This is a genomic window from Pseudoalteromonas sp. NGC95 (genome assembly GCF_015864705.1).
GTDB lineage: Bacteria > Pseudomonadota > Gammaproteobacteria > Enterobacterales > Alteromonadaceae > Pseudoalteromonas > Pseudoalteromonas arctica.
In genome coordinates this window covers 114,394-137,733 of record NZ_JADYWR010000004.1, presented here as the reverse complement: position 1 = coordinate 137,733, position 23,340 = coordinate 114,394, and the positions used below count along the sequence as shown (strand labels likewise).

General features: G+C 40.2%; 14 protein-coding genes. 9 read left to right on the top strand and 5 right to left on the bottom strand.

What is annotated here, in order from left to right; translation table 11 throughout:
• Positions 1-162 precede the first annotated feature (162 nt).
• On the bottom strand, positions 163-2,352 hold the full coding sequence (locus tag I6E70_RS05460; protein ID WP_197188236.1) for a malate synthase G: 2,190 nt from the start codon (positions 2,350-2,352) through the stop codon (positions 163-165).
• A gap of 403 nt (positions 2,353-2,755) precedes the next feature.
• Here I6E70_RS05460 and I6E70_RS05455 point away from each other — a divergent pair, with 403 nt between their 5' ends.
• A complete protein-coding gene (locus I6E70_RS05455; protein WP_007583624.1) occupies positions 2,756-4,357 on the top strand; it encodes an isocitrate lyase in 1,602 nt (533 codons plus the stop codon).
• Positions 4,358-5,220: 863 nt separating this feature from the next.
• On the opposite strand, the gene I6E70_RS05450 is transcribed toward I6E70_RS05455, so the two are convergent.
• From I6E70_RS05450 to I6E70_RS05440, 3 genes are all read right to left on the bottom strand, one after another.
• Complete coding sequence (locus I6E70_RS05450; RefSeq protein WP_197188235.1) at positions 5,221-7,239, bottom strand: S9 family peptidase; 2,019 nt, start codon at positions 7,237-7,239, stop codon at positions 5,221-5,223.
• Between the two features lie 152 nt (positions 7,240-7,391).
• The gene (locus I6E70_RS05445; protein WP_197188234.1) at positions 7,392-8,126 is read right to left on the bottom strand and encodes a 5-oxoprolinase subunit PxpA; all 735 of its coding nucleotides are present in this window, start codon (positions 8,124-8,126) and stop codon (positions 7,392-7,394) included.
• A 1-nt stretch (position 8,127) separates the two neighbouring features.
• Entirely contained in the window at positions 8,128-9,939 is a 1,812-nt protein-coding gene (locus tag I6E70_RS05440; protein ID WP_197188233.1) for a glycoside hydrolase family 3 protein, read from the bottom strand.
• Between the two features lie 1,006 nt (positions 9,940-10,945).
• Here I6E70_RS05440 and I6E70_RS05435 point away from each other — a divergent pair.
• The 3 genes from I6E70_RS05435 to I6E70_RS05425 all read left to right on the top strand — a co-directional run bounded on the left by I6E70_RS05435 (position 10,946) and on the right by I6E70_RS05425 (position 17,111).
• On the top strand, positions 10,946-14,800 hold the full coding sequence (locus tag I6E70_RS05435) for a S8 family serine peptidase (RefSeq protein ID WP_197188232.1): 3,855 nt from the start codon (positions 10,946-10,948) through the stop codon (positions 14,798-14,800).
• A gap of 276 nt (positions 14,801-15,076) precedes the next feature.
• The gene (locus I6E70_RS05430; RefSeq protein ID WP_169044033.1) at positions 15,077-16,600 is read left to right on the top strand and encodes a sensor domain-containing diguanylate cyclase; all 1,524 of its coding nucleotides are present in this window, start codon (positions 15,077-15,079) and stop codon (positions 16,598-16,600) included.
• A gap of 322 nt (positions 16,601-16,922) precedes the next feature.
• Positions 16,923-17,111, top strand: a complete 189-nt coding sequence (locus tag I6E70_RS05425; protein WP_024592714.1) for a hypothetical protein — start codon at positions 16,923-16,925, stop codon at positions 17,109-17,111.
• A 179-nt stretch (positions 17,112-17,290) separates the two neighbouring features.
• On the opposite strand, the gene I6E70_RS05420 is transcribed toward I6E70_RS05425, so the two are convergent.
• On the bottom strand, positions 17,291-19,372 hold the full coding sequence (locus tag I6E70_RS05420) for a TonB-dependent hemoglobin/transferrin/lactoferrin family receptor (RefSeq protein ID WP_197188231.1): 2,082 nt from the start codon (positions 19,370-19,372) through the stop codon (positions 17,291-17,293).
• A gap of 139 nt (positions 19,373-19,511) precedes the next feature.
• On the opposite strand from I6E70_RS05420, the gene I6E70_RS05415 reads away from it, so the two are divergent.
• From I6E70_RS05415 to azu, 5 genes are read left to right on the top strand one after another with little or no spacing between them, the layout of a single operon-like run.
• Positions 19,512-20,321, top strand: a complete 810-nt coding sequence (locus I6E70_RS05415; RefSeq protein ID WP_197188230.1) for a heme/hemin ABC transporter substrate-binding protein — start codon at positions 19,512-19,514, stop codon at positions 20,319-20,321.
• Positions 20,318-21,370, top strand: a complete 1,053-nt coding sequence (locus I6E70_RS05410; protein ID WP_197188229.1) for a FecCD family ABC transporter permease — start codon at positions 20,318-20,320, stop codon at positions 21,368-21,370. The genes I6E70_RS05415 and I6E70_RS05410 overlap by 4 nt, the downstream gene beginning before the upstream one ends.
• Positions 21,367-22,155, top strand: coding sequence for a heme ABC transporter ATP-binding protein (locus tag I6E70_RS05405; protein WP_197188228.1), 789 nt, complete (start codon positions 21,367-21,369; stop codon positions 22,153-22,155). The genes I6E70_RS05410 and I6E70_RS05405 overlap by 4 nt, the downstream gene beginning before the upstream one ends.
• A complete protein-coding gene (locus I6E70_RS05400) occupies positions 22,152-22,892 on the top strand; it encodes a HugZ family pyridoxamine 5'-phosphate oxidase (RefSeq protein WP_197188227.1) in 741 nt (246 codons plus the stop codon). Before I6E70_RS05405 ends, I6E70_RS05400 begins: the two co-directional genes overlap by 4 nt.
• Complete coding sequence (gene azu, locus I6E70_RS05395) at positions 22,889-23,338, top strand: azurin (protein ID WP_197188226.1); 450 nt, start codon at positions 22,889-22,891, stop codon at positions 23,336-23,338. The genes I6E70_RS05400 and azu overlap by 4 nt, the downstream gene beginning before the upstream one ends.
• The last annotated feature ends 2 nt before the right edge of the window (positions 23,339-23,340 follow it).

Below are 23,340 nucleotides of genomic sequence, written 5' to 3'. Positions count from 1 at the left end.
ACGTTTTTTTACGTTTGAATAAATGTTAGATATTCATGTGTATTATGCTTATTTGAATATATATTTTTAAAATGCCTTAAAAGTGATGTTATTCTAATTTTAGGCGATAAAAAACCAGCTTAAAAGCTGGTTTAGCACTTAATCTGAACTTTGCTTAAGCGGTTAAAGCGTATTCGTTTTTTGTGCTTTATATTTTATACGGTAGCTATGTAGCAGTGGTTCAGTGTAACCACTAGGTTGTGTTACACCCTCCAAAACCAGTGCAAGTGCAGCTTGAAACGCTATGCTGTTATTAAGGGTTTCTTCGTTTGTTGCCATGGGTGTATACGCAGCGTCGTGCTCGTTTTGACCATCAACCACTTTGGCCATTTTAGCCATTGTTAATTTTATTTGCGCCTTTGAGCACACGCCATTTAGTAACCAATTAGCCATATGCTGGCTTGAAATACGCAGTGTTGCTCTGTCTTCCATTAGCCCGATATGGTTAATGTCGGGTACTTTTGAGCAGCCAACGCCTTGATCAATCCAACGTACAACGTAACCTAAAATGCCTTGTGCGTTGTTTTCAAGCTCGCTTTGAATATCTTCTTTTGAAAGCGTTTTAGGGTCTGTCATTAGCGGCGGTGTAAGCAGGTCATTAAGGCTCGCAATAGTACGTTTAGCTATACTTTGCTGCTCAGTAAATACGTTTATATCGTGATAATGCATTGCATGTAGGGTAGCGGCTGTAGGGGAGGGCACCCATGCTGTATTAGCGCCTGATTTAGGATGCGCTTGTTTTTGCTCCATCATTAATGCCATTTTATCTGGCATTGGCCACATGCCTTTACCTATTTGTGCTTTATGACTTAAGCCACAAGCAAGGCCAATATCGACGTTGCGATCCTCATAAGCTTGTATCCATGGTTGCTGCTTAATCTGTGCTTTTGGAAGCACAACGCCCGCTTGCATAGAGGTATGAATTTCATCGCCTGTGCGGTCTAAAAATCCAGTATTTATAAATACAACACGCTCTTTAGCTGCATAAATACAGGCTCTTAGGTTTACAGAAGTACGGCGTTCTTCATCCATAATACCCATTTTAAGCGTGTTTTTAGGTAAGCTTAGCGCTTCCTCTACTAAGCTAAATAAAGTGTTAGTAAACGCCACCTCTTCAGGACCATGCATTTTTGGTTTTACTATATTAATACTTTGCGCGCTTGAGTTTTTTATACCTGTTTTTTTATTTAGGTCATGCAATGCCGCAGTTGCAGTAAACATGGCGTCCATAATGCCTTCAAATACCGGTTGATTGTACACATCGGTAATAGCAGGGTTCGTCATTAAATGGCCAACGTTTCTAACAAACATCATGCTACGGCCTTTTAAAGTAACTGTGCCGCCATCGAGTGCGGTGTATGTTTTATCACTTTGCAGAGTACGCTCTACAGTTTTATCGCCTTTTTTAAACGATTCAACTAGGTTACCTTGCATCAAACCAAGCCAATTTTTATAAACTTGTACTTTATCTTCTGCATCTACCGCAGCTACAGAATCTTCACAATCCATAATGTTTGTAAGAGCGGCCTCTAACACTACATCTTTTAAGCCTGCTTTATCTGCTTGGCCAATAATGTGGTGGTGATCGATATGTAGCTCTATGTGTAAATCATTGTTTTTTAATAACACTACGGTTGGGTTTTGTGCTTCACCTTGATAGCCAATAAGCTGAGATGGGTCAGCTAATGTGGTTTGAGAGCTATCACGTAACGTAATTAAAAGTGCGCCATCTACTACTGAATAATTAGTGCTTTCTATATGCGAGCCATTAGTGAGCGGCAATGCTTTATCTAAAAACTGGCGAGCGTAGGCCATTACCTTAAAACCACGAACAGGATTGTAGGTATTGCCTTTTTCGGCTCCATCGTCTTCGCTTAACACATCTGTACCGTATAAAGCGTCGTATAACGAACCCCAACGTGCGTTAGCGGCATTAAGTGCAAAGCGTGCGTTACTGACAGGCACGACCAACTGAGGACCTGCTGTAAGGGCTACTTCGGGTTCTACATTTTGGGTTTCAATTTCAAAGTTGGTAGGCTCTTTAACTAAATAGCCAATATCTTGCAAAAAGGCATGGTACTTAACGCTATCCCACGTTTTATTAGCAAGATGGTAGTCATCTATTTGCTGTTGAAGCAATTCTCGCTTTTCAAGCAGTGCCTTATTTGTAGGGGTAAGTGTTTGAACTATATGTGCAAAGCTTTGCCAAAATTGATGTTCACTTAAGTGAGTGCCTGGTAGTAATTGATTTTTAACAAAATCAGCCAGTTGTGTGTCTACGCTGAGTCCTGAATGTGTGAGAGTGTGGGACATAATTGCCTTCCTTAAACGGTCGCGATGTTGTTGTGTGCTTGTGCGTTAAGGCAACAATAACTCAAAAAGGCAATGTTGAGTGCTTTTTAGCCATTCACAAAATGTATAGCCACAATAACAACTATAAATTTACTAAATCTAGAAAAGGAGCCTAATGTTGAATCAAGCGAAACGGAGCACACACTCCTGGCCACTCTCACAACATTAAAATAATTTATACCAATCTGCTTATGTATGGGGTCTATTTAACGTTAAGAAAATTACGCTAGAGCTAGGCAAAAATTTTTGTATCTAGTTATTCTAAATAAAAAATTTTTAACGACGTTATAGTGCAATTTAATTCGTTAAATTGATCAAAGATTTATGCAGGTTGGTATTACACACTCGTTCGAAGGATTTTATTATGACAACATATCAACGCGAAACAGACACACTCTCTACTCTTTGCCAATCACAAGGCAGCGCATGGAAAGCTATTAACCCTGAATACGCAAGCCGTATGCGTTTACAAAACCGTTTTCGTACAGGGATTGAAATTGCGCAATACACAGCAGACGTTATGCGTGAAGATATGGCTGCATATGACGCCGACACAAGCCTGTACACACAATCTTTAGGATGTTGGCATGGTTTTACTGCGCAACAAATGATGATGGCTATTAAGCGCCATCAAAAAACAACTAAACGCAGCTATGTATACTTAAGTGGCTGGATGGTTGCAGCACTTCGCTCTGCATTTGGTCCGCTGCCAGATCAAAGCATGCACGAAAAAACATCGGTACCTGCATTAATTGAAGAAATTTACACATTTTTAAAGCAAGCTGATGCACGTGAACTAGACCACTTGTTTAACGACCTAGATGCAGCAAAAGCGAATGGCGGTGACGTTCAAGCTGTTATTGATAAAATAGACAACTTTGAAACTCATGTTGTGCCAATTATTGCTGATATTGACGCAGGTTTTGGTAACGAAGAAGCAACTTACTTACTGGCTAAAAAAATGATTGAAGCCGGTGCGTGTGCCATTCAAATAGAAAACCAAGTATCTGACGCCAAACAATGTGGTCACCAAGCGGGTAAGGTGACCGTTCCACACGAAGACTTTTTAGCAAAGATTAACGCAGTACGTTACGCCTTTTTAGAACTTGGTATTGATAACGGTATTATTGTGGCACGTACAGATTCATTAGGTGCAAGCCTTACTCAAAAAGTACCTGTGTCACAAACACCAGGTGACTTAGCAAGCCAATACAATGCATTTTTAGAAACGACGCCAATTAACGGTGTTGATGACTTAAATGAAGGCGACACAGCAATGAAAATTAATGGCCAGTTATGTAAACCAACTCGCCTAGATAACGGTTTATTTCAATTCCGCGAAGGCACTGAAAAAGACCGCGTAGTACTAGATTGTATTACGAGCTTGCAGTCGGGCGCTGATTTACTGTGGATTGAAACAGAAAAACCTCATGTTAAGCAAATTGCAGAACTGGTAAATCGTGTTAAAGAACACGTGCCAAATGCAAAACTGGTATACAACAACTCGCCTTCGTTTAACTGGACGCTTAAGTTTCGTGAGCAAGTGTATCAAGAGTGGGAAGAAGCAGGCCGTGACCTTAGTGCTTACCCAAGCCTTGGCGACAATAAAGGCCTTATGGCACCAGAAATGGATGCAACAGAACTTGCGCAAGCAGCCGATTTACTAGTGCAAAACTTCCAGCGCGATGGCGCACGTGAAGCAGGTATTTTCCATCACTTAATTACTCTGCCTACGTACCATACAGCTGCGCTAAGCACTGATATTTTATCAGAAGGTTACTTTGGCGATATGGGTATGCTGGCTTATGTACGTGATGTACAACGCCAAGAAATTCGCCGTGAGCAAGCTTCTGTTAAGCACCAAGACCTAGCAGGGTCTAACATGGGCGATACGCACAAAGAATACTTCTCTGGTGATAACGCGCTAAAAGCCGGTGGTGAAGACAACACCATGAACCAGTTTTAATTCCTAACTAGATAGTGTTACTCAAGGGCCAATAGGCCCTTTTTTATTGCTTTAAGTAAAGTTAGAACATTGAAGCATAATTACAGATCAGACTTTAACTAGGGCGTGTTGATCTTTGTGGATTGAAATTTGTTCAATCTAGGGGCGATTAAATCGCGGCGCGAGGTTTGTAACCTAGTGGGCTAAGTAAAAACCGAGCAAAGCTTCCGCGTCCTGCTCACGCCCCTTACCTACATCCATGTAGGCAACAAAGAGTTTATCGCCCCTAGAAAGAACCCAAAGGGCAGCGCATGTTTGGTATTTATGCTACGTTATCGCCTATTCATGGGGAATAACCACACTACATAAGCTCCGCCTTGCCTAAAAACCAAACATACTGCTGCAAATTAACCCACCAAAGTTCAACACGCCCTTGCCAAATCATGTTGGATCACTATTTAACTACCTGAGTGGATTTACAGATCAGAGTTTAACTAACCTTTCATAAAACGGCATATTTGGGGTGATTTTGCTGTAAAAAGCGTTTACAACAACTTTAAAAGGCAGGTAAGTGACTGATTTTTGCTTTAATAGGCAAACTTAGCGAATTTATAAACCGATTTTTTACTAACTTCTCTGTGCTATAAAACAAAATTTTACTAACTGATAGGCTATAAACAGTGACTCAAACCGATTTTTTACCAACTCAAGTTACAAAAAATGCTATAAACCGAAATTTTACTAACTGAAGTTTTAGCTAAGTCCGATATTTAACTGTCACAGAAGTGTAAAGGGGGTTTACAGTTTGAATACTAAGGCGGTAAATACAAAAGCCACTTATTTGAAGTGGCTTTTATTTGAGCTATAAATTTATTACCCAGAGTTTATTTAGTGTGTTTATCAAACCACCATTGAATATAAGCTACTTTAGTCATTAAGTTTGATGGGCGAGCTGTAATACCATGCGATGCATTAGGAATGCGCACCATTGCAGTATCAACGCCTTGTAGTTTTAATGCCTGATAAAACTGCTCAGTTTCTGATATTGGTGTACGGTAGTCAGATTCGCCAGTGAGCAACATAGTAGGAGTTTTAACGTTTCCAACATAACTAATAGGCGAGCGCTTCATGTAATGCTCGATGTGATCCCACGGTTTACCCGGAAACCAGTAATCAGCAAAAAACGGGTAAAAATCGGCAGTTAGTACAAAGCTGATCCAATTAATAACAGGCTTAGCAACTACAGCCGCAGCAAAGCGATCGGTATGACCTACAATCCAAGCTGTTAATACACCACCGCCAGAACCACCGGTTACAAACAATTTAGACTCGTCAATAAAGCCTTTCGCTATTAGCGCATCAACGCCAGTCATTAAGTCATCAAAATCGTTACTTGGATAATTATGATGAATAGTTTGTGCAAACTCTTTACCGTATGAATCACTGCCACGTGGGTTCATGTATAAAACCACATTTCCTTTGGCTGCAAACAGCTGAATTTCAGCGCTAAAGTGTGGACCGTAATTAGCTACTGGACCGCCATGTATTTCTAGTATTAGCGGATATTTTTTGCTGCTGTCAAATTCTGGTGGGTAAGCAATCCATCCTTGAATAGGTAACTCATCGTGACTTGATTTAATCCAAATTTCTTCCACTTTAGCCAAAGCTTTGTCGCCCAGTGCATCTGCATTAAGGGTAGTTAAACGCTGCGCTTTACCGCGTTTAATTGTTGCTATATCAGCAGGGCGCTGAGTATCGGCAAGGGTAAAGGCTACTTCGCCATCTTCGCTTACATCAAAGTCACCACCAGAATAAGGGCGACCAAAGGCAACACTGCCAATTTGAGTTGTTATTATTTTACGCTTGCCGCTGCGTGGTTGATAGGCGAGGGCGGTTTGACCTTTATCTGCATAGCTAAAGTATATGCCTTTGGAGTTTGCACTCCATTTTATTTGACCTACGCTACGATCAAAATCTGGCGTTAAGCTTGTTGTGTTACCTGTTTTTAAATCACGAATATAAAGCTGAGCGTTTTCGTAGTTAGTGCGTTTATCATCGTAACCTGTGTACGCTAAATAACGACCATCGGGCGATACTTTAGGCTGCTCGTCAGGTCCGTTTCGGTCAGTAATTTTAGTTATATTTTGTGTGGCTAACTCGAGTTGATAGATTTCACTGTTTGTGGGTTTTAGCTGGTTGTTTGTGTGCCTGTTCGCAGAAAAATAAAGCGATTTGCCATCGTTGCTAAAACTTACATCGCCCGCGTTATCAAACTCATCATGAGTGAGTTGTTTGGCATTACCACCGTTAGCATCTATGGAAAATAATTGGCTAAAACCTTTTTGCGTGTAACCGCCACCATCTGAACGGTAATACACATCATCAATAAATTTTGCGGGTTCTGCCCACGTTGCACCTTTTGGTTTGCCTGGTAAGCTCACTGGCGCTGAAGTAGCGCTTGGAACAAACATGCTAAATATTAATTGGTTAGAATCAGGGCTCCATGTAATCGAACGTGGACTACTCGTTAAGTTACTAATTTTTGCCATAGCACCTGTTTTAAGCCATTTTATATATATTTGGCTGCTGCCATCGCGAGTTGATATAAACGCAAGGCGTTGACCATCAGGAGAAAGTACTGGCGAATAATCCATATGCACGCCAGAGGTTAGCGGCTGCATTTGTTTGGTTTTGTAATCAACAGACCAAATATTACCAACTTTGCGATCTGTTTTTATATCCATGCGGTTACGCACAAAATAAACAGTTTTACCGTCTTCGGTTATATCTATTTGATTGGCATATTCTAAATTAAACACGTCTTGCAGTTGTAGTGTATTTGTTTCAGCGTAGGCTAAATTGCTACAGCCTAAAATGAGGCTAAGTGTTAAAAGCTTTTTCATTTTAATCCCTGTTGTTACTTTTTTAATTTGCTAAGTAGTTATATGTTAGGGATTATTAAATTAACAGTAGGATGCGATGAAGCTCTTATTTAACTCTATGAGTTAAAGCTGTAAAGGGGGTTTACAGCTTCTATTTGAGGTTGTGTAAAAGTTTAGTTAGCTGAGTTACACAGGGCTTTTATATCCTTTATAAGCGCTATGCCATCAGCGTTGTCGCCATGTACGCATATGCTATGGGCTTTGAGCGTTAGTTTTTTTCCAGTTCGTGTTGTCACGCTGCCATCGGATAAAAGCTGAGTTACTTGTTTTAGTAATGCCGCTTTGTTGTGAACGCTACCCTCAAGTGTTCGTGACACTAAATGCCCGTCGTCGGTGTACTGTCTGTCGGCAAATGCCTCGAGTATTAGATCAACTCCTGAGCTTTTAGCTATTTGAATGTGCTTATTGGCATTTTTAGTCGCTAAGACCATTAGTTTCAAATCTATTGGGTAGCTAGCAATTGCATTTATAACGGTTTGTAATATTTGCTCATCAGCCATCATGTCGTTATAAAGTGCGCCATGCGGTTTAACATAGCTAAGTGTTAAACCTTGTACTTTTGCCATGCCCTCAATAGCGGCTATTTGATAATGCAGGCAATTTGTAAGCTCTTTTTCGCTAAGTACCATTGAGCGCCTACCAAAGCCTTGCTTATCTGGGTAGCTTGGGTGAGCACCAATTTGTACGTTATGTTGCTTGGCAAGAGTGAGCGTGCTTGCCATTACATCGGCATCACCTGCATGAAACCCACACGCAATATTGGCCATATCAATATGTGGCATAACGTCATCGTCTAGCCCCATTTTCCACGCGCCAAAGCTTTCGCCTAAATCACAATTGAGTTTCATATTAGTGCGCCTTTTGCGGTTTTATTGTGACAGGTAATACGCCGTTAGCCGGTGCTTCTCCTAGTAACACTTTTGCAAGTGCGGTAAAAGCAGGACCAGATACAATATCATTTTTATCTACATCAATATTATATGCGTAAGATGCAAGTACAGCATTTGCATAATCGCCAAATTTAGCAATGTCGTAAGGTGCTCTTAGGCTTATAAAAACAGTGCTTTTATTTTCCTCTTTTGCCATATTTAATAATGACTCAAGTGCTTTTGGTTGCTCTGCATTATTAAGTGCAAAATTAGGATCGTCTTTTAAATCATCCATACCGCCAATTTCTACCGCACTTTGATTAGGCGTTGCATTGCCGGCTATAACTACATCAGCAGCGTGTATTTGTGTTTTAGCTTGTGCAGGGTTAAACCCTTGTAGGCTGCTACAGCTATAGTTTAGTTTTTGCTGGCTGATAGCTTCAATCGCTTGCTGCATTGCCATACATTTACGCGTGTCGGGCATAATAATATGAACATTACTTCCTGCTTTTAAATTAAGCGGCAAAGTACTGTTATTATTTTTAACCTGCGTTATTGCCTCTACAGCAAGCTGCGCTTCTATTTCGCGATGTGCTGCACTGCCGATTGTTTGCTTTGCATTTATGAGCGCGGTAATAGGGTCAAAATTAGTGCTTAATCTAAATTTATTTTTAAGCGTAATTATACGCATCGCAGATTGTGCTATTTCTTGCTCATCAAGTTGGTTTGATTTAACCGCTGCAACAAGCTCTTTAATAAGGTTATCGAGCTTGTTTAAATCATCTGGCGTTCTAATTTCAACGGGCATTAGGGCAATGTCAGCCCCAGCTGAAAATGTATTTATTACCGCTTGAGTTGGTGTAAAAAAGTTACTAATGCCAGCCATATCAAGCGCATCAGTTACTACAACACCTTGGTAATTAAGCTCACCACGTAAAATATCAGTAATGATTGCGCGCGACATTGTTGCCGGTTTTATCATAGTTTTGCCATTAACACTTATGAACGTTGTGCTATCGAGCGCTGGGTATTGAATATGCGCCGTCATTATCATGCCTGGGTTTTGCTTGGCGATAATGTGCTTAAACGGTGCTAGGTCTTGCTCGTAAATAACTTCTTTTGCATGGTTTACTTTAGGCAAACCTGTATGGCTATCTACGTTTGTATCGCCGTGGCCCGGGAAGTGCTTTAACGAGGTAATAACACCGTTGTTCTCAAATCCTGCAACCTGTGCGGCGCCTAATTTACTCACTAATGCTGGGTTTTCACCAAACGAGCGTACGTTAATAACGGGGTTATCGGGGTTCATGTTTACATCAACCGTGGGCGCGTAATTTACATTGATACCCAGCGAGTTTAGTTCTTTAGCTATAACAGTTGCTGTTTTTGTCGCAAAGCTCGTACCGTGTTTTTTGTAGGTTGCGCCAATCGACATATTACCGGTAAATGATGTAGCAACATCGCGTGGTAACCGTGCTACACGTCCGCCTTCTTGATCTATTGATATAAATAGCGGCAGCTTACTACTGGATTTACTTGCAGCTGTTTGCAATTGGCTATTAAGCGTAATGGTTTGTTCTATTGATTGGGTATTTTCAGAAAATAAAATAACCCCACCAATATCGTATTTAGCAATAACGGTAGCAAGCTCATTAGGTAACTCGGTCATTGGAGTTCGGCATTTATTACTTGCTCCTTGCTGGCAAAAGTAGCGAAAGTCGAGTATTAACTTTTGCCCAAGTTGTTGTTCAAGAGAAAGCACGGGTTTAGCAAACGAGGATTGTAATGGCATTAAACACCCAGATAAAAAAACGATAGACGGTACAATACACTTATTTAGCAAAACACACTCCAAGGCTAAAAAGTAGATAAATGTATGCAGCTTAACTACTTTTCAGTGCAACTGCAAAGCCATACGCTAAGTGTTTTTACTAATTCAATAGGTGCTTAAGTTTTGTATTTATTAGTAACTTAATTGCATATGAGCGCTATAGTTGGCATGTAAATAAAATATATATTGTTAGGTCGAGTTTATCTTTTGAGGTTGAATTTACTGCTGTGTGTTTGGTTTTTTGACAAGGTGAGGCTTATGCAGTGTAATTATTCGCTATAAATAGACAATAACAAAATATAAAGGGAAACATGCCCTAGCTTCATATTTTTTACGTTTTTTGCATGCAACACAGTTGCTTTCATTTACCTCTATACAGATTAAAAGTAGCAGCTTAATTTAGGCCTGTTGACACTAGGCATAGCTTGCAAGAGTATCTCAGGATTAAGCAAACTGTAACTATATAAGATGGACAAACTCTAAGTTCAATGATGGCAGGGTGATAAAATATGCATTTTTTATAGATAGAATTTCAATAAAAGCCAAGCCAGTATGTTTCATCTCAAATAAAATAACGTATTCAAATATACATCATGTAAACGAATGTAAACCTTTATTTTTGCAATTAATGAAATTTAGTTAACGGTTTATTTAAGCTTGTTCATTGGCGAATTTGGAAAGAAATAAACATAAACCCCTTACAAATCAGGAGTTAACTCCCCTTTATAAATTACTCTTTTTGATCATTGTATGTTTTATTAGTCTATTTAAGCACCTACTTTTTTACTTTTAAAATTACAGTATTCATAAACTACAACCAAAGCCAAAGCACACCATATTTACATTCTAATGACATGTGTTATCTTTCAAAGCAACCTTATTTATTTTAATTTAAATTCACTTAAATTTTTTAAATAAATTACCAAAAATAATAATTACATGCGTACAAAAGCGCAAGGAGTGTTCAGTGAAGACCCAAGTAGCATTAGCTGTTTCAGCAGCTCTATTAACCGTATCGTTAAGCTCAGCAGCCGGCGGAAGCAGTGTTCATCAACAAATAGCACTTGCAAAGTCAGCAGTCGACAAAACTAAAACATCATCTACTTCAACTACTCGTGTAGCTAAAGCAATAAAAAAAATCGTTGTTGAGCCTGATTTAGCATCTGGTGAATATACTTATATTGTTCGCCTAGCAGATCTACCGTTAGCGACCTATGATGGCAGCGTTGTTGGTTTTGCTGCTACAAGCCCTAAAATAGCAAAAAAAGAACTCTTTTCAAAATTAGCTAATAGCAAAATGAGCTCGCAACAGGTACGTAATGAATTACGTTTAGATGTTAAATCTACTGACGCGGTTCAATACACCAACTACCTTGAAGATAAACAACAAAGTTTCCTTTCTAAAGCGCGCCTTTCATTAGGTAAACAAGCAAACGTTGTATATCAATACAAAAATGCATTCAACGGTGTTGCTATGCGCTTAACTCAAGAGCAAGCTGTAAAGTTAGCTGCTTTAGATGGCGTTGATTATATTGAACGTGAACGTATGGAAACAATGGATACTGACACCGGTCCTATTCATATTGGTGCCACCCAAGTATGGCAAGGCGAAGGTAATTCAGCCACTAATATGGGTGAAGGCGTTATTATTGGTGTAATTGATAGTGGTGTAAATACAGATCACGACTCATTCGCTGACATTGGCGGTGATGGTTACGACCATACTAACCCTTGGGGTGCTGGTAATTACGTAGGTGATTGTGCAGGTGACTTTGTTGAACTATGTAACGACAAATTAATTGGCGTACGCTCGTATGCAAGTGTTACTGATAACTATGACGATGTAGAAGTTTTTGGTACTACACCGCCAGCTAAAAATGGTGAAGATTACGGCGGTCACGGCTCACACACAGCAAGTACAGCAGGCGGTAATATTTTAAAAAATGTACCGTTAATTGCACTAGAAACTGGTGTATTAGAAAGTGATGGTATAGTTAATGATACATTTTCGTTTGAACAAATATCAGGTGTAGCACCGCATGCCAATATTGTTGCTTACCAAATTTGTAGCCCTGGTAATACCGATGATAAATATACAGGTTGCCCTAGTGCAGCTATTGTTGCCGCTTTAGATGATGCGGTTGCTGATGGCGTTGATGTTTTAAACTATTCAATTAGTGGTGGTGGTAACCCTTGGGCAAGTTCTACTGAACTTGGTTTCTTAGCAGCACAAGAAGCGGGTATTTTTGCCGCAGTATCTGCTGGTAACGATGGTCCAGAAGCGTACACAACATCAAAAAATGCACCTTGGTATACTGTTGTTGGTGCTTCAACGCATGGTAGATCATTAGATAGCTTTGTTACATTTAACGATGAAGCGTTTGCATATTCAAACGGCACAGGTCCTATATTTACTGAAATTGTAACGGCTCCTCCTATTACGTCTTTATCTGTTGATGCAAATAATTTTGAAGGCTGTAGTGCTTTTGCTGCTGATTCATTTAAAGATGCTGTTGCTGTAATTAGTCGTGGTGCATGTGCATTCTCAGATAAAGTTGCTAATGCAACTGCTGCAGGCGCTGAAGCCGTTATTATTTACAATAATACAGATGGTGATACACGTCTTACTATGTCAGGCTTAGAAGGTACAACTATTCCTGCTGTAGCTATATCTGAAAACTCAGGTAAAGATTTATTAGATGCATTAGCTTCTACTTCAGGTATGACAATTTCTATCGACCCTGCAATCACTTTGGTTGTTGGTCAAGCTGATGATATGGCTGACTTCTCATCTCGTGGTCCTAACAGCACTACTGCTGATATTATGACTCCTTCTGTTACAGCGCCAGGTGTATCAATTTACGCGGCTTACAATGACCAAGATTTTGGTAATGATGTAACAGCCCCTTCTCCTGGTGACTTTGCCTTCTTACAAGGTACATCAATGTCAGCGCCTCATACTTCGGGTGCTGGTGCAGTATTAAAATCTGCACATCCAACATGGACACCAGATAACATTCGTTCAGCATTAATGATGACGGCTACAACCGATGTGCGTAAAGAAGACGGTTCAACACCAGCTGACGTATTTGATATGGGCTCAGGTAGTATTCGCGTTAATTTAGCGACTAATACTGGTCTTATCATGGATGAAACGTTTGGTAACTACATGAAAGCAAACCCTGCAACGGGTGGCGTTCCTTTATCACTTAACATTCCTTCAATGACAAATACACAATGTATTGATACATGTACTTGGACTCGTACATTTACAGCAACTAAAGATGCGAACTGGACTGCAACTCCAGTATCAACATCTAATAATATGTCATTAACTGTTTCACCAACTAGCTTTGATATTGAAGCAGGCGAAACACAAACCGTAACTGTAACTGCTGATGTAAGCGCATCTGCTGCAGATGTATGGAACTTTGGTAGCCTTGAACTAACTTCAGCCGGTTTACCAGATGCTCATTTGCCTATTTTAGTGCAAGTAGCTGAAAGTAATTTACCAGAAGCATTATCAATAGCGGCATCTCGCTCAAGCGGTACTTATACATTCACTGATTTAATGTCTAAAAGTTTGAATAATATTGAAGTTGGTGTATTTGATAAAAGCTCTAACTTAGTTGAACCACAAACAGTATTTGTTGAAGATGGTGGTTTAGACTTTGTAGTACTTACTTTTGATGAAGTTGTACCGAATGTAGTATTTAGTACTTCATCAGCAACAGCGCCGGACATTGATTTACGAGTTTTAGATAGCGAGTTTAATAACATTGGTAGCAGTGCTGGTCCTAACTCAAACGAGTCATTAACATTCCTTAATTTACCAGCTGATACTTATTACATTGTAGCAGACGGTTACACTGCCTCAGCACCAGGTGCAACAGATGAAGTTGTAATTAGTGCAGTATCAATCTTAACAAATGACGAATCTAAAAGTGACACTGTTAGTGCTGCCGTTGAAGAAAGCAATGGTTCGTTTGACCTAACAGTTGCATGGTCTGATAACAGCGGTAGTAGCTCATTACTGTCATTGAAATCAGGTGATGGTTCTACAGAAGTTCAAATCCCATTAACAGTATCGTTTGCTAATGATGAAGTAACTGAAACTGTATCTACTGAGTTAGCTGCTGGCAATCAAGAAATGATCGCAGGTAAAGCGCAATCTGTAAGTTTTGATATAGAGCCAAACTTTACCAATGCAGATAAAGTTTATACATTAAAAGCAATGGTTACCGAAGGTCAGGAAATTGCCAATGTAACTAATGATGGTGTTGTAAGCGGAAATACTGCTGAGTGGACTATTACTCGTAAGGCTGGCGAATCAACTGAGTTGCTATCTGTAGGTTTTGATTTAATTCCTAGAGAAGTAGGAACTGAAAAAGAGCTAACACTTACAAATACGATTGGCGATAGTACTGTTTCATCTACTTATAGCTTTGGTGTTAATGAAGCTGCACCTGTTGCTGTAATTACAGGTACTTCAAGTACAACTGAAGGTGATGTTGTTATATTTGATGGTTCTGGATCAACAGATGCAAATAATGACGAACTAACTTATACGTGGACTCAGTTATCTGGTACACCTGTTACTATTATTTTATCTTCGGCTTCTGAAGTTAAATTTAATGCACCTAAGGTATCAAGCGATGAAACTATCTCGTTCCAATTAGAAGTTAGTGATAGCAAAGGTAATACAGATACAGCTGTTGCATCAACGTCTATTATTAATAAGAGCTCAAGTGGTTCATTTGGTTGGTTAATGACCTTGCTTACACCATTATTGTTCGTACGTCGTAGAAAAAATAATTCGTAAGATTAAATACGTACTATAAATAAAAACCATTAGTTTCATTTGAAGCTAATGGTTTTTTTATTACTTTCTGGAGGATAAAAAATGGCAATGCTGGAATATATTATTTATCACGCCATACCCTAACGCATAGTCGCTAAATTGAACAAACCAACTTAATTAAAAACACTTAAACGGGTATAATACTTAACTTCGTATAATACGCGCTGAATTTTAGTGCTTTGGAATGCAGCTTTGCTATATAAATTACTACCTGCTTTAAATTTAAGATTTCTTATATTGCTACTCGCATTCTCTGCAGCACTGAGCACATTGGTAGGGAGTTTTTATTCTACCTATCAGGTTCAAAAAGAGCAGTTAACATCATATACGCTAAAAAGTAATTTAGCCTATGCACAAAAATTAGCCTCCGCAACTGATAACTTTTTAAAGTCTGCGCTTCAGCAGCTTGAATACTCAGCTAAAATTATTGAGCAATCACCAAATAACTCCAAATTATTAAACGATGAAGCCATTCGTTTAAATCATCAAACGGATAGCTTTAACTCTGTTGTGATTAATTTACATGGCGTAGTTGCAGCGACGTCGCCTCACTTTGAAAGTTTAATAGGCCAACAAATACAGTCTCCAGGAGCAATAGAAGCACTAAAAGAAAAACGCCCATTAATTAGTGAGCCTTATTTATCGGCAGCTGATAATTTAATTGTTTTTATTTCGCACCCGCTATTTGATTCTGAAGATAAGTATTTAGGTTATATTGGGGGCTCTCTTTATTTAAAAGAGAAAAATATTTTAAATGAGCTTTTAGAACAACATTACTACAAAGGTGGTTCGTACCTTTATGTTGTTAGCTCAAATAAGCGCATTTTATATCACCCAGAACCTGCCAGAATCGGCAACGTTATTGCTAACAATGCTGTGATTGACGCTGTTATAGATGGCGAAATAGGCACTTCAACGGTTATTAATAGCTTAAATAAGCCGATGCTCGCAGGCTACGCACCCATTACTTTATCTAAATGGGGAATAGTGGCGCAAAGACCATTAGAATCAACGCTCTCTTCGCTAGATACATTAACTATTGAAGTCATTGAACAAACAATACCTATGGCATTAGTCACATTTATTTTTATTGGTTTATTCGCACACTTTATAGCAAGGCCGCTAAAGCGATTAGCCGATAACGCAAATACACTCGATGATCCAAAAAGCTTAGAAAAACTTAAAAGCGTGAAGTCGTGGTATTTTGAAAGTCAAAAACTGAAGTTAGCGATGTTAAGAGAGGTTACTTTATTACAAGCACAAATAGGTGTGCTACGCCATGACTCACAAACAGATCCCTTAACAGATACGCACAACAGAAGAAGCTTAAACGGGCTACTTAACCAGCTTATGCTAAAGCAAACCCCATTCGCTATATTAGAAATTGATATCGACTTTTTTAAACGTGTTAACGATACTTTTGGACATGATAAAGGCGACGAAACTTTAGTTTCGCTAACAAATATAATTAAAAAACTATCAAGAAGAGACGACATAGTATCAAGAATCGGCGGTGAAGAATTTGTTCTTGTACTACCAAATGAAAACAGCCAAAGTGCCTATAAAATAGCAGAGCGTTTACGTAAAACAGTAGAATCGACAGAAATAAACACCATTGGAACAATCACTATTTCTATAGGTATTGCAACCTGGCCTGAGCATAGTACTGATATTGCCCAAGTATATAAATGTGCCGATAAGGCGCTATACCATGCTAAAGAGCATGGTCGTAACCGATGCGTAGTGGCCGATATTAGCTAACCACAGCTTAACTAAGTAATACTCTGTATTACCTTAAATTGATAAATACTTTACACAGAGTGCATGAGTTTATTGAGCCAGCCATCTGCTTTTGATGGCTTGTAAATAATTGCTATGCCTTTGCTATAGTGACTGTTAACCCCCTTTACAGTTAGTTTAGTAAACCCTAAATCGTCAATAACAAAATTTGGTAAATACGCTAATCCCAAAGCAGTTTTACTACCAAACTAACCTTTTAAAATCCGTTATATGTTGAAAAGCTAACGACAAATAAAACACAAAAAATGCATTTTCATTAGTAAAACTAACGCAGCAACAAGGCTTGGTAATTCATAAAATACAAAGTAAACCAAGCTATGACTCGTTAAGCTTAGTGCCGCTTACTAGGGGGAAGTACAACGGGGAATTAGAGTGCGACAGCGCAATAAATACAACGCTTGCAAGTAAACTAACGGCATGTTTTAAAAACGCCCCCAGCTATTTAGAAACCCAAGACTTTGCGATTAATTAATTTATAAATAACGGCGATTTTGGCTTTAAAAGTGCTGTTTATATAAAGTGTTAATGGGCATTAAGTATGTAGAAGTGTACCTGAATATACTCACCATTAAGTAATTTGACTTGAGTAAATATGTGGCAGGCAAACGCTGCATACCCATGCAGCGTTTATTGCCATTTGTTTAGCCCTAATTAAAACTGATAGCTTACCCTTGCTGAAAAGTTACGCCCAGGTTGGGTGTATTGGCTAAAATCAGCACTTTGCGATTGACCTGCAATCAACTCAAAAGGTACATATTCTTTATCGAGCAAGTTAAGTACACCTACATTTAGCTGCCACGCTTGCCATTCGTAGTTTGCGTATAAATCAACAACGCCGTAGCCATGCCCTTGCGTAGTTTTATCATCGTTTGCATCAAGTACTACATCCGATTGCGATTTAGCTAAACGCAACGCAGCGGTCCAGTTAATATTACCCAGCTCTGTACTTAACAATATTGAGCCATTTAACGGGCTAATACTGGTAAGTGGCTGATCGGTTTCTTTGTTTTCACCATCAACGTAGGCCACGTTTGCCTCAAGTAGTATATTTTCAGCGACATACATGGCAATTCCTGCTTCTACACCGCTTATTTGTGTTTCGCTAATATTTTGATATTGATACAAAGTTTTGTTTACATTAGGAATGTACGTTGGCTCAACACCCACCACTGCGGTTTCTATAAAATCATCGAATGCTGCATAAAAAGCACTTAAGTTTACGCTAATATCGCTGCTGGCGTATCTTAGCCCAAGCTCAAACGAATTACTGCTTTCAGGGTCTAAATCGGCGTTTGGTAATATTTGATAAAACGGCTCAACGCCGTGGCTTTGATAGGCTTGGTCGTGTGGTGGTATTTTAAAGCCTCGTACGTATTGCCCGTACAACGATAAGTTATCATCCACTTGGTATATAACACCTAGCTTAGGCGAAAAGGCAGATTCGGTAATATCATCAAGCTGTGCATCGGCGTATAACTCATCACTTTTAGCCTCTAGGGTGTAGTAATCATATCGCACGCCTGCAATAACCGACCATGCGCTGTTTTTAAACGAAATACTGTCTTGCACATAAGCGCCAATTAAAGAGGTATCAGCTCCGGGAAATGCTTTTTGTTTTTGATCGGTAAAATCAACGGTGCCATCGGCTAAAATACGTGTTTTAAAACGAGGGCGGGTGGTGTCGTATAAGTCGATATCAACTCCATATACCACTTCATGATCGGTGGTTTCTCCTTTAAGCCCTTTATTAAATACTGCTTTTAAACCTAAAATATTTTGCTCAAAGCGATAGTCGTTATAATCGGTGTAGGTGCTTGCGCCACTAATTGCATCACTTTGTTGCTCGTAACTACTATAAGACACTTGCCCGTACCATTTATCAAACGCAGCTGTAGCTACCTCTGAATGGTAATCTAGCGCCAGTGACCAACTCGTGTCGTCTTCCTCGGTTTCTTGAACCGCGGGGGTTATTACTTGCTCAGTCGTTTGATTAAAATAATCAAGGGTGTATTTAAGTGTGCGTTTTTCATCAAGCTGTTGCTCAAATTTAACTATTAAAGCGTCCGACTTTGCATCATAACCGGGTAAGTTTTCGTCGTAATTTTGTACTTCTTCGCTGTCGCGATGGCTATAAACTGCGCTTACTACAAAGTCGCCTAAGTCTTTTGCACCGGTAATATCAGCAGCAATTTGGTTACTTTGACCTTGATACCCCAGTGCCATTTTTACATAGCTGCTGTTATCTTTTAGATAATCGCTTGGATCTTTCGTGGTTATAACCACAATGCCACCGAGTGCGTCAGAGCCATATAAAGACGATGCAGCACCTTTGGCTACTTCTACTTGTTTTACGCCTGCTACATCAAAGTAATTGCGGCCAACTAAATAGCCCCCTCCGCCTGCATAACCATCGTTGGTGCGTCGGCCATCTTTTATAAATACAACACGGTTACCACCAACACCACGTACAGTAAGTGTTTGCGCGCCTGCACCACTGCCTGTGGTTGCAATGCTTGAATCGTATTTAAACATGGTTTGTAAATCTACAGCTAGCTGGCGCTCTATATCTTGCTCGGTAATAACAGTAACTGAGCCTGTTACATCTTTAAGCTTTTGTTCAAAGCGCGAGCCACTCACAACAATATGATCGTCAATTATGTTTTCGGCAAATGCAGTGCCCGATCCGAGTAATAAGGTTGCTATAGCAGTAAATTTAAATGTAGAGGGGTTCACTTTAACTCCAAATGATAATAGTTATTATTTATGGCGAGGATGTTACAACTAAGTCAAATTAAGATCAATTAATTATGATAATCATTTTCATTTAGATTTAACTGGTTATAATAGCCGAAAATAAAAGCCGGAGTTTGTAATGAAATACCTATTTATATTGTTTGCTTTAGTCACTCAACCTGTACTTGCACAGGAGCGCGTTATTAGTGCTGGCGGTACCCTTACAGAAATAATTTATGCGCTGGGCAAACAAAGTACCCTTGTAGCGGTTGATCAATCTAGTATGTACCCGCAGCAAGCTACGCAATTACCACAAGTGGGTTATTACCGCGATTTAGCGGCAGAAGGCGTACTTTCTATGCGCCCAACCACCTTGTTAGCGCTTGAAGGAGCAGGGCGAAGCCAAGCACTTAAACAAATTGAGGCAACTGGGGTTAAACTAATTCATTATAAAAAGCCCATCTCAGTTAATGAGCTACTTGAGCTAATTAAACGCCTTGGTACCGATTTAAACGCCAAGCAAAAAGCGCAATCACTTATTACGCACATTACAGACTCATTACCTGAAAAAGCCAAAGCGCAGACACACAGCGCGCTATTTTTACTCTCAGCTAATGAGCGCGGGCTTGTTGCTGCAGGGCAAGAAACCGTCCCTAATTTATTATTTAGCTATGCGGGGATTACTAATATAGCAGCTACACATTCAGGCTTTAAAGTAATTAATACCGAAGTACTTGCTGTAAATCAGCCTGACTTTTTAGTTGCGCCAAAGCATGTTGTACAAAGCATTGGCGGCAAGCAGGCTTTTTGTAAGCAACCGAACCTACGCTTATTAAAAGCTGCGCAAAGCTGTAACTTACTTGTTATGGATAGCCTGCTTTCGCTTGGTATGTCGCCACGTATTGCCACAGCAATTAATGAGCTTAACGAGTATAAAACCCGCTTATGAACACCCTAGCATTGAGCCGCTTTGTGCCTATAACACTTAGCCAAACTCATAAATGGATGCTATTAGCCTCTGTTTGTATTTTTGCTTTGGCGTTACTAAGTATTGGGTACGGCCCTGCAGGATGGGATTGGCGTTTAGCCATTGCTTGGCTTGCGCCCGAGTACTTTAATCAGTTTGATGCGCTGCAAATAAATGTGGTTATGCAAATACGTTTGCCACGCTTTGTGCTTGCAGTGCTTGTAGGGTTGGTGCTTGCCCAAACAGGCGCGGCAACGCAAGCGCTGTGCCGTAACCCGTTGGCCGACCCATCTATTATTGGCATTAGTGCAGGTGCGGCAATGGTTGCAGTGGCGTTTATTGCACTTAGCGCGCAGTTTAATTTTAACGCTCAGTTGTATTTACCTTATGCGTCGTTTTTAGGGGCGCTTGGTGTTACCTCGTTGGTATATTTTATTGCCAAGCAGCAGGGGCAAATTAATATCACCACACTTATATTGGTAGGAGTCGCTATTAACGCGTTAGCATTCGCTGTTATTGGGCTACTGAGTTTTTTTGCCGACGATAGCGCACTACGATTAATAAATTATTGGACCATGGGCTCATTAGGCGGAGCAAGCTGGAGCACGATTATTCAAGCTGCGCCGTTACTATTTATCAGCCTAATTGGCCTGTGGCGGTTAAAAAACCCCATGAACTTACTCCTTATTGGCGAGTCACAAGCTCAGTACCTAGGAGTAGACACTAATAAACTTAAATTATATGTCATTATACTCGTTGCATTAGGGGTAGGTGCGGTTGTAGCGCTTACCGGTTTAATAGGGTTTGTTGGCTTGGTAGTCCCGCATATTGCCCGCTTAATGGTGGGGCCGCATTTACGTAATATGCTGCCGCTTTGTATGCTAATTGGCGTAGTGGTATTGCTACTTTCTGACTGGCTAGCACGTATTGTGATCATGCCATCAGAGCTACCCATTGGCATTATTACCGCGCTATTGGGTGCGCCATTGTTTATTTATTTAATAGTGAAAAATAAGCGAGGTTGGTCATGATCACGTTTAACAACCTAAGCGTTGGCTTTGATAATCACAGCGTTTTAAACGCTATTAATGGCAGCGCTAAACAAGGGCAACTTGTAGCACTACTTGGTGAAAATGGCGCAGGTAAATCTACCTTGCTGCATACCTTAGCAGGTATGCACGCCTTTACAGGCAGTGTACTTTTTAATGCTAAGCCGCTGGCCTCTCACGCTAAAAAACGCCTTGCAACACAGCGCGCAGTCATGATGCAAGCTAACCACGTAGGGTTTGATTTTAATGTATTTGAGCTTATTGCAATGGGTCGCTATCCGTATGTAGAGTCATTAAAAATGCAAAGCGAAAAAGTACATAAATACGCCGCTATTATGGATTTAAACCAGTATTTAACTCGCCGCGTAAGTGCGCTTTCGGGCGGAGAGCAACAACGAGTGCATATGGCGCGTACTTTAGCGCAGCTCGATGCCTTTACACAATCGGCCGAGCCAAAACTAATGCTACTCGACGAGCCTACATCAGCACTTGATATGCGCCACCAACATACTTTGCTCAGCTGCGTTAAAACCTTTGTAGAACAAGGCAACAGCGCCATTATTGCAATACACGATCTAAATTTAGCTAGCCTGTATGCAACCGATGCTATTTTACTGCACAACAAAAAAGTGTTGCAAAGTGGGCTTATAAACACCGTATTAACAGAACAAAACTTACAACAAATGTACGCCATGAAACTGCACGTAAACCCTCATCCTTATAACGATGCACCCATGGTTTTTTCTCAACGTCAGGAGTTTTTATGAGAGAGCAAGCATTAAACGATGCACGCACCTTGGTTTACAGAACCAATGCGGGTGTCATGTCGACTATTTCGAATAATTTACGCGGCTACCCGTTTGGCTCAGTAACCCCCTATATGTGCGACGAACAAGGCCGTGTTTACTTTTTTATTAGCGATATAGCCCAGCACACTAAAAATCTAAAGCACGACTCACGTATGAGCCTTACCGTATTTGACGCCGCCGACAGTGGCGATCAAAACGAGCACGGCCGCGTAACGCTCGTAGGTGATGGCTCTGTTGTGCCAAGTGAGCAAGCACACACTTTACTTGATAACTATATTGCCCTATACCCCGAAGCCGCTAGCTATCGCAATGCGCACGACTTTCAATTATGGCAACTAGACGTAATTCGTGTGCGTTACATTGGCGGTTTTGGCAAAATATTTTGGCTTGAGCAAAACGAATGGCAATACGAGGCAAAAAACTGGGATGAAAACCAGCAGCAAAGCATGATAAGTCACATGAACGATGACCATCAAGATGCTATGTCGCTCATATTAATGCAGCACTACAGCGTAGCTGATAACACCCCAATAATGAGCGGCCTATTACCCACTGGTTTTTATATACAAAGCCAAAAGCGTAATTACTTTATTAACTTTAATACCCAGTGCAACAGCCCGTTAGAGGTTCGTAAAGCGCTGGTTGCGCTAACCAATCAAGCACGCAATAACCTAACAGCAGAGGAAACAGTATGAAAAAATTAACACTCTTACTAAGCACTGCACTACTACTTAGTGCCAATGCGGCATATGCAGACGAATGTACACTCAGCCTAGATGCAAACGATATGATGCAGTTTTCAACTAAAACATTAAGCGCCCCTAAAAGCTGTAAAAAAGTAACCGTAAAGCTTAGCCATGTGGGTAAATTACCTGCCAATGTAATGGGTCATAACTGGGTGCTTGCTAGCGAGCAAAACATGCAAGCTATAATAACCGATGGCAACGCAGCAGGGCTTAGCAACCACTACTTAAAGCCTAACGATACTCGTGTGCTTGCAGCTACAGACATTATTGGCGGTGGTAAATCAACGCAAGTTACCTTTAACACAAGCACTTTAACCGCCGGGACTAATTACACGTACTTTTGCTCTTTCCCTGGACATTACGCCATGATGAAAGGCACATTTACGCTTAACTAAAT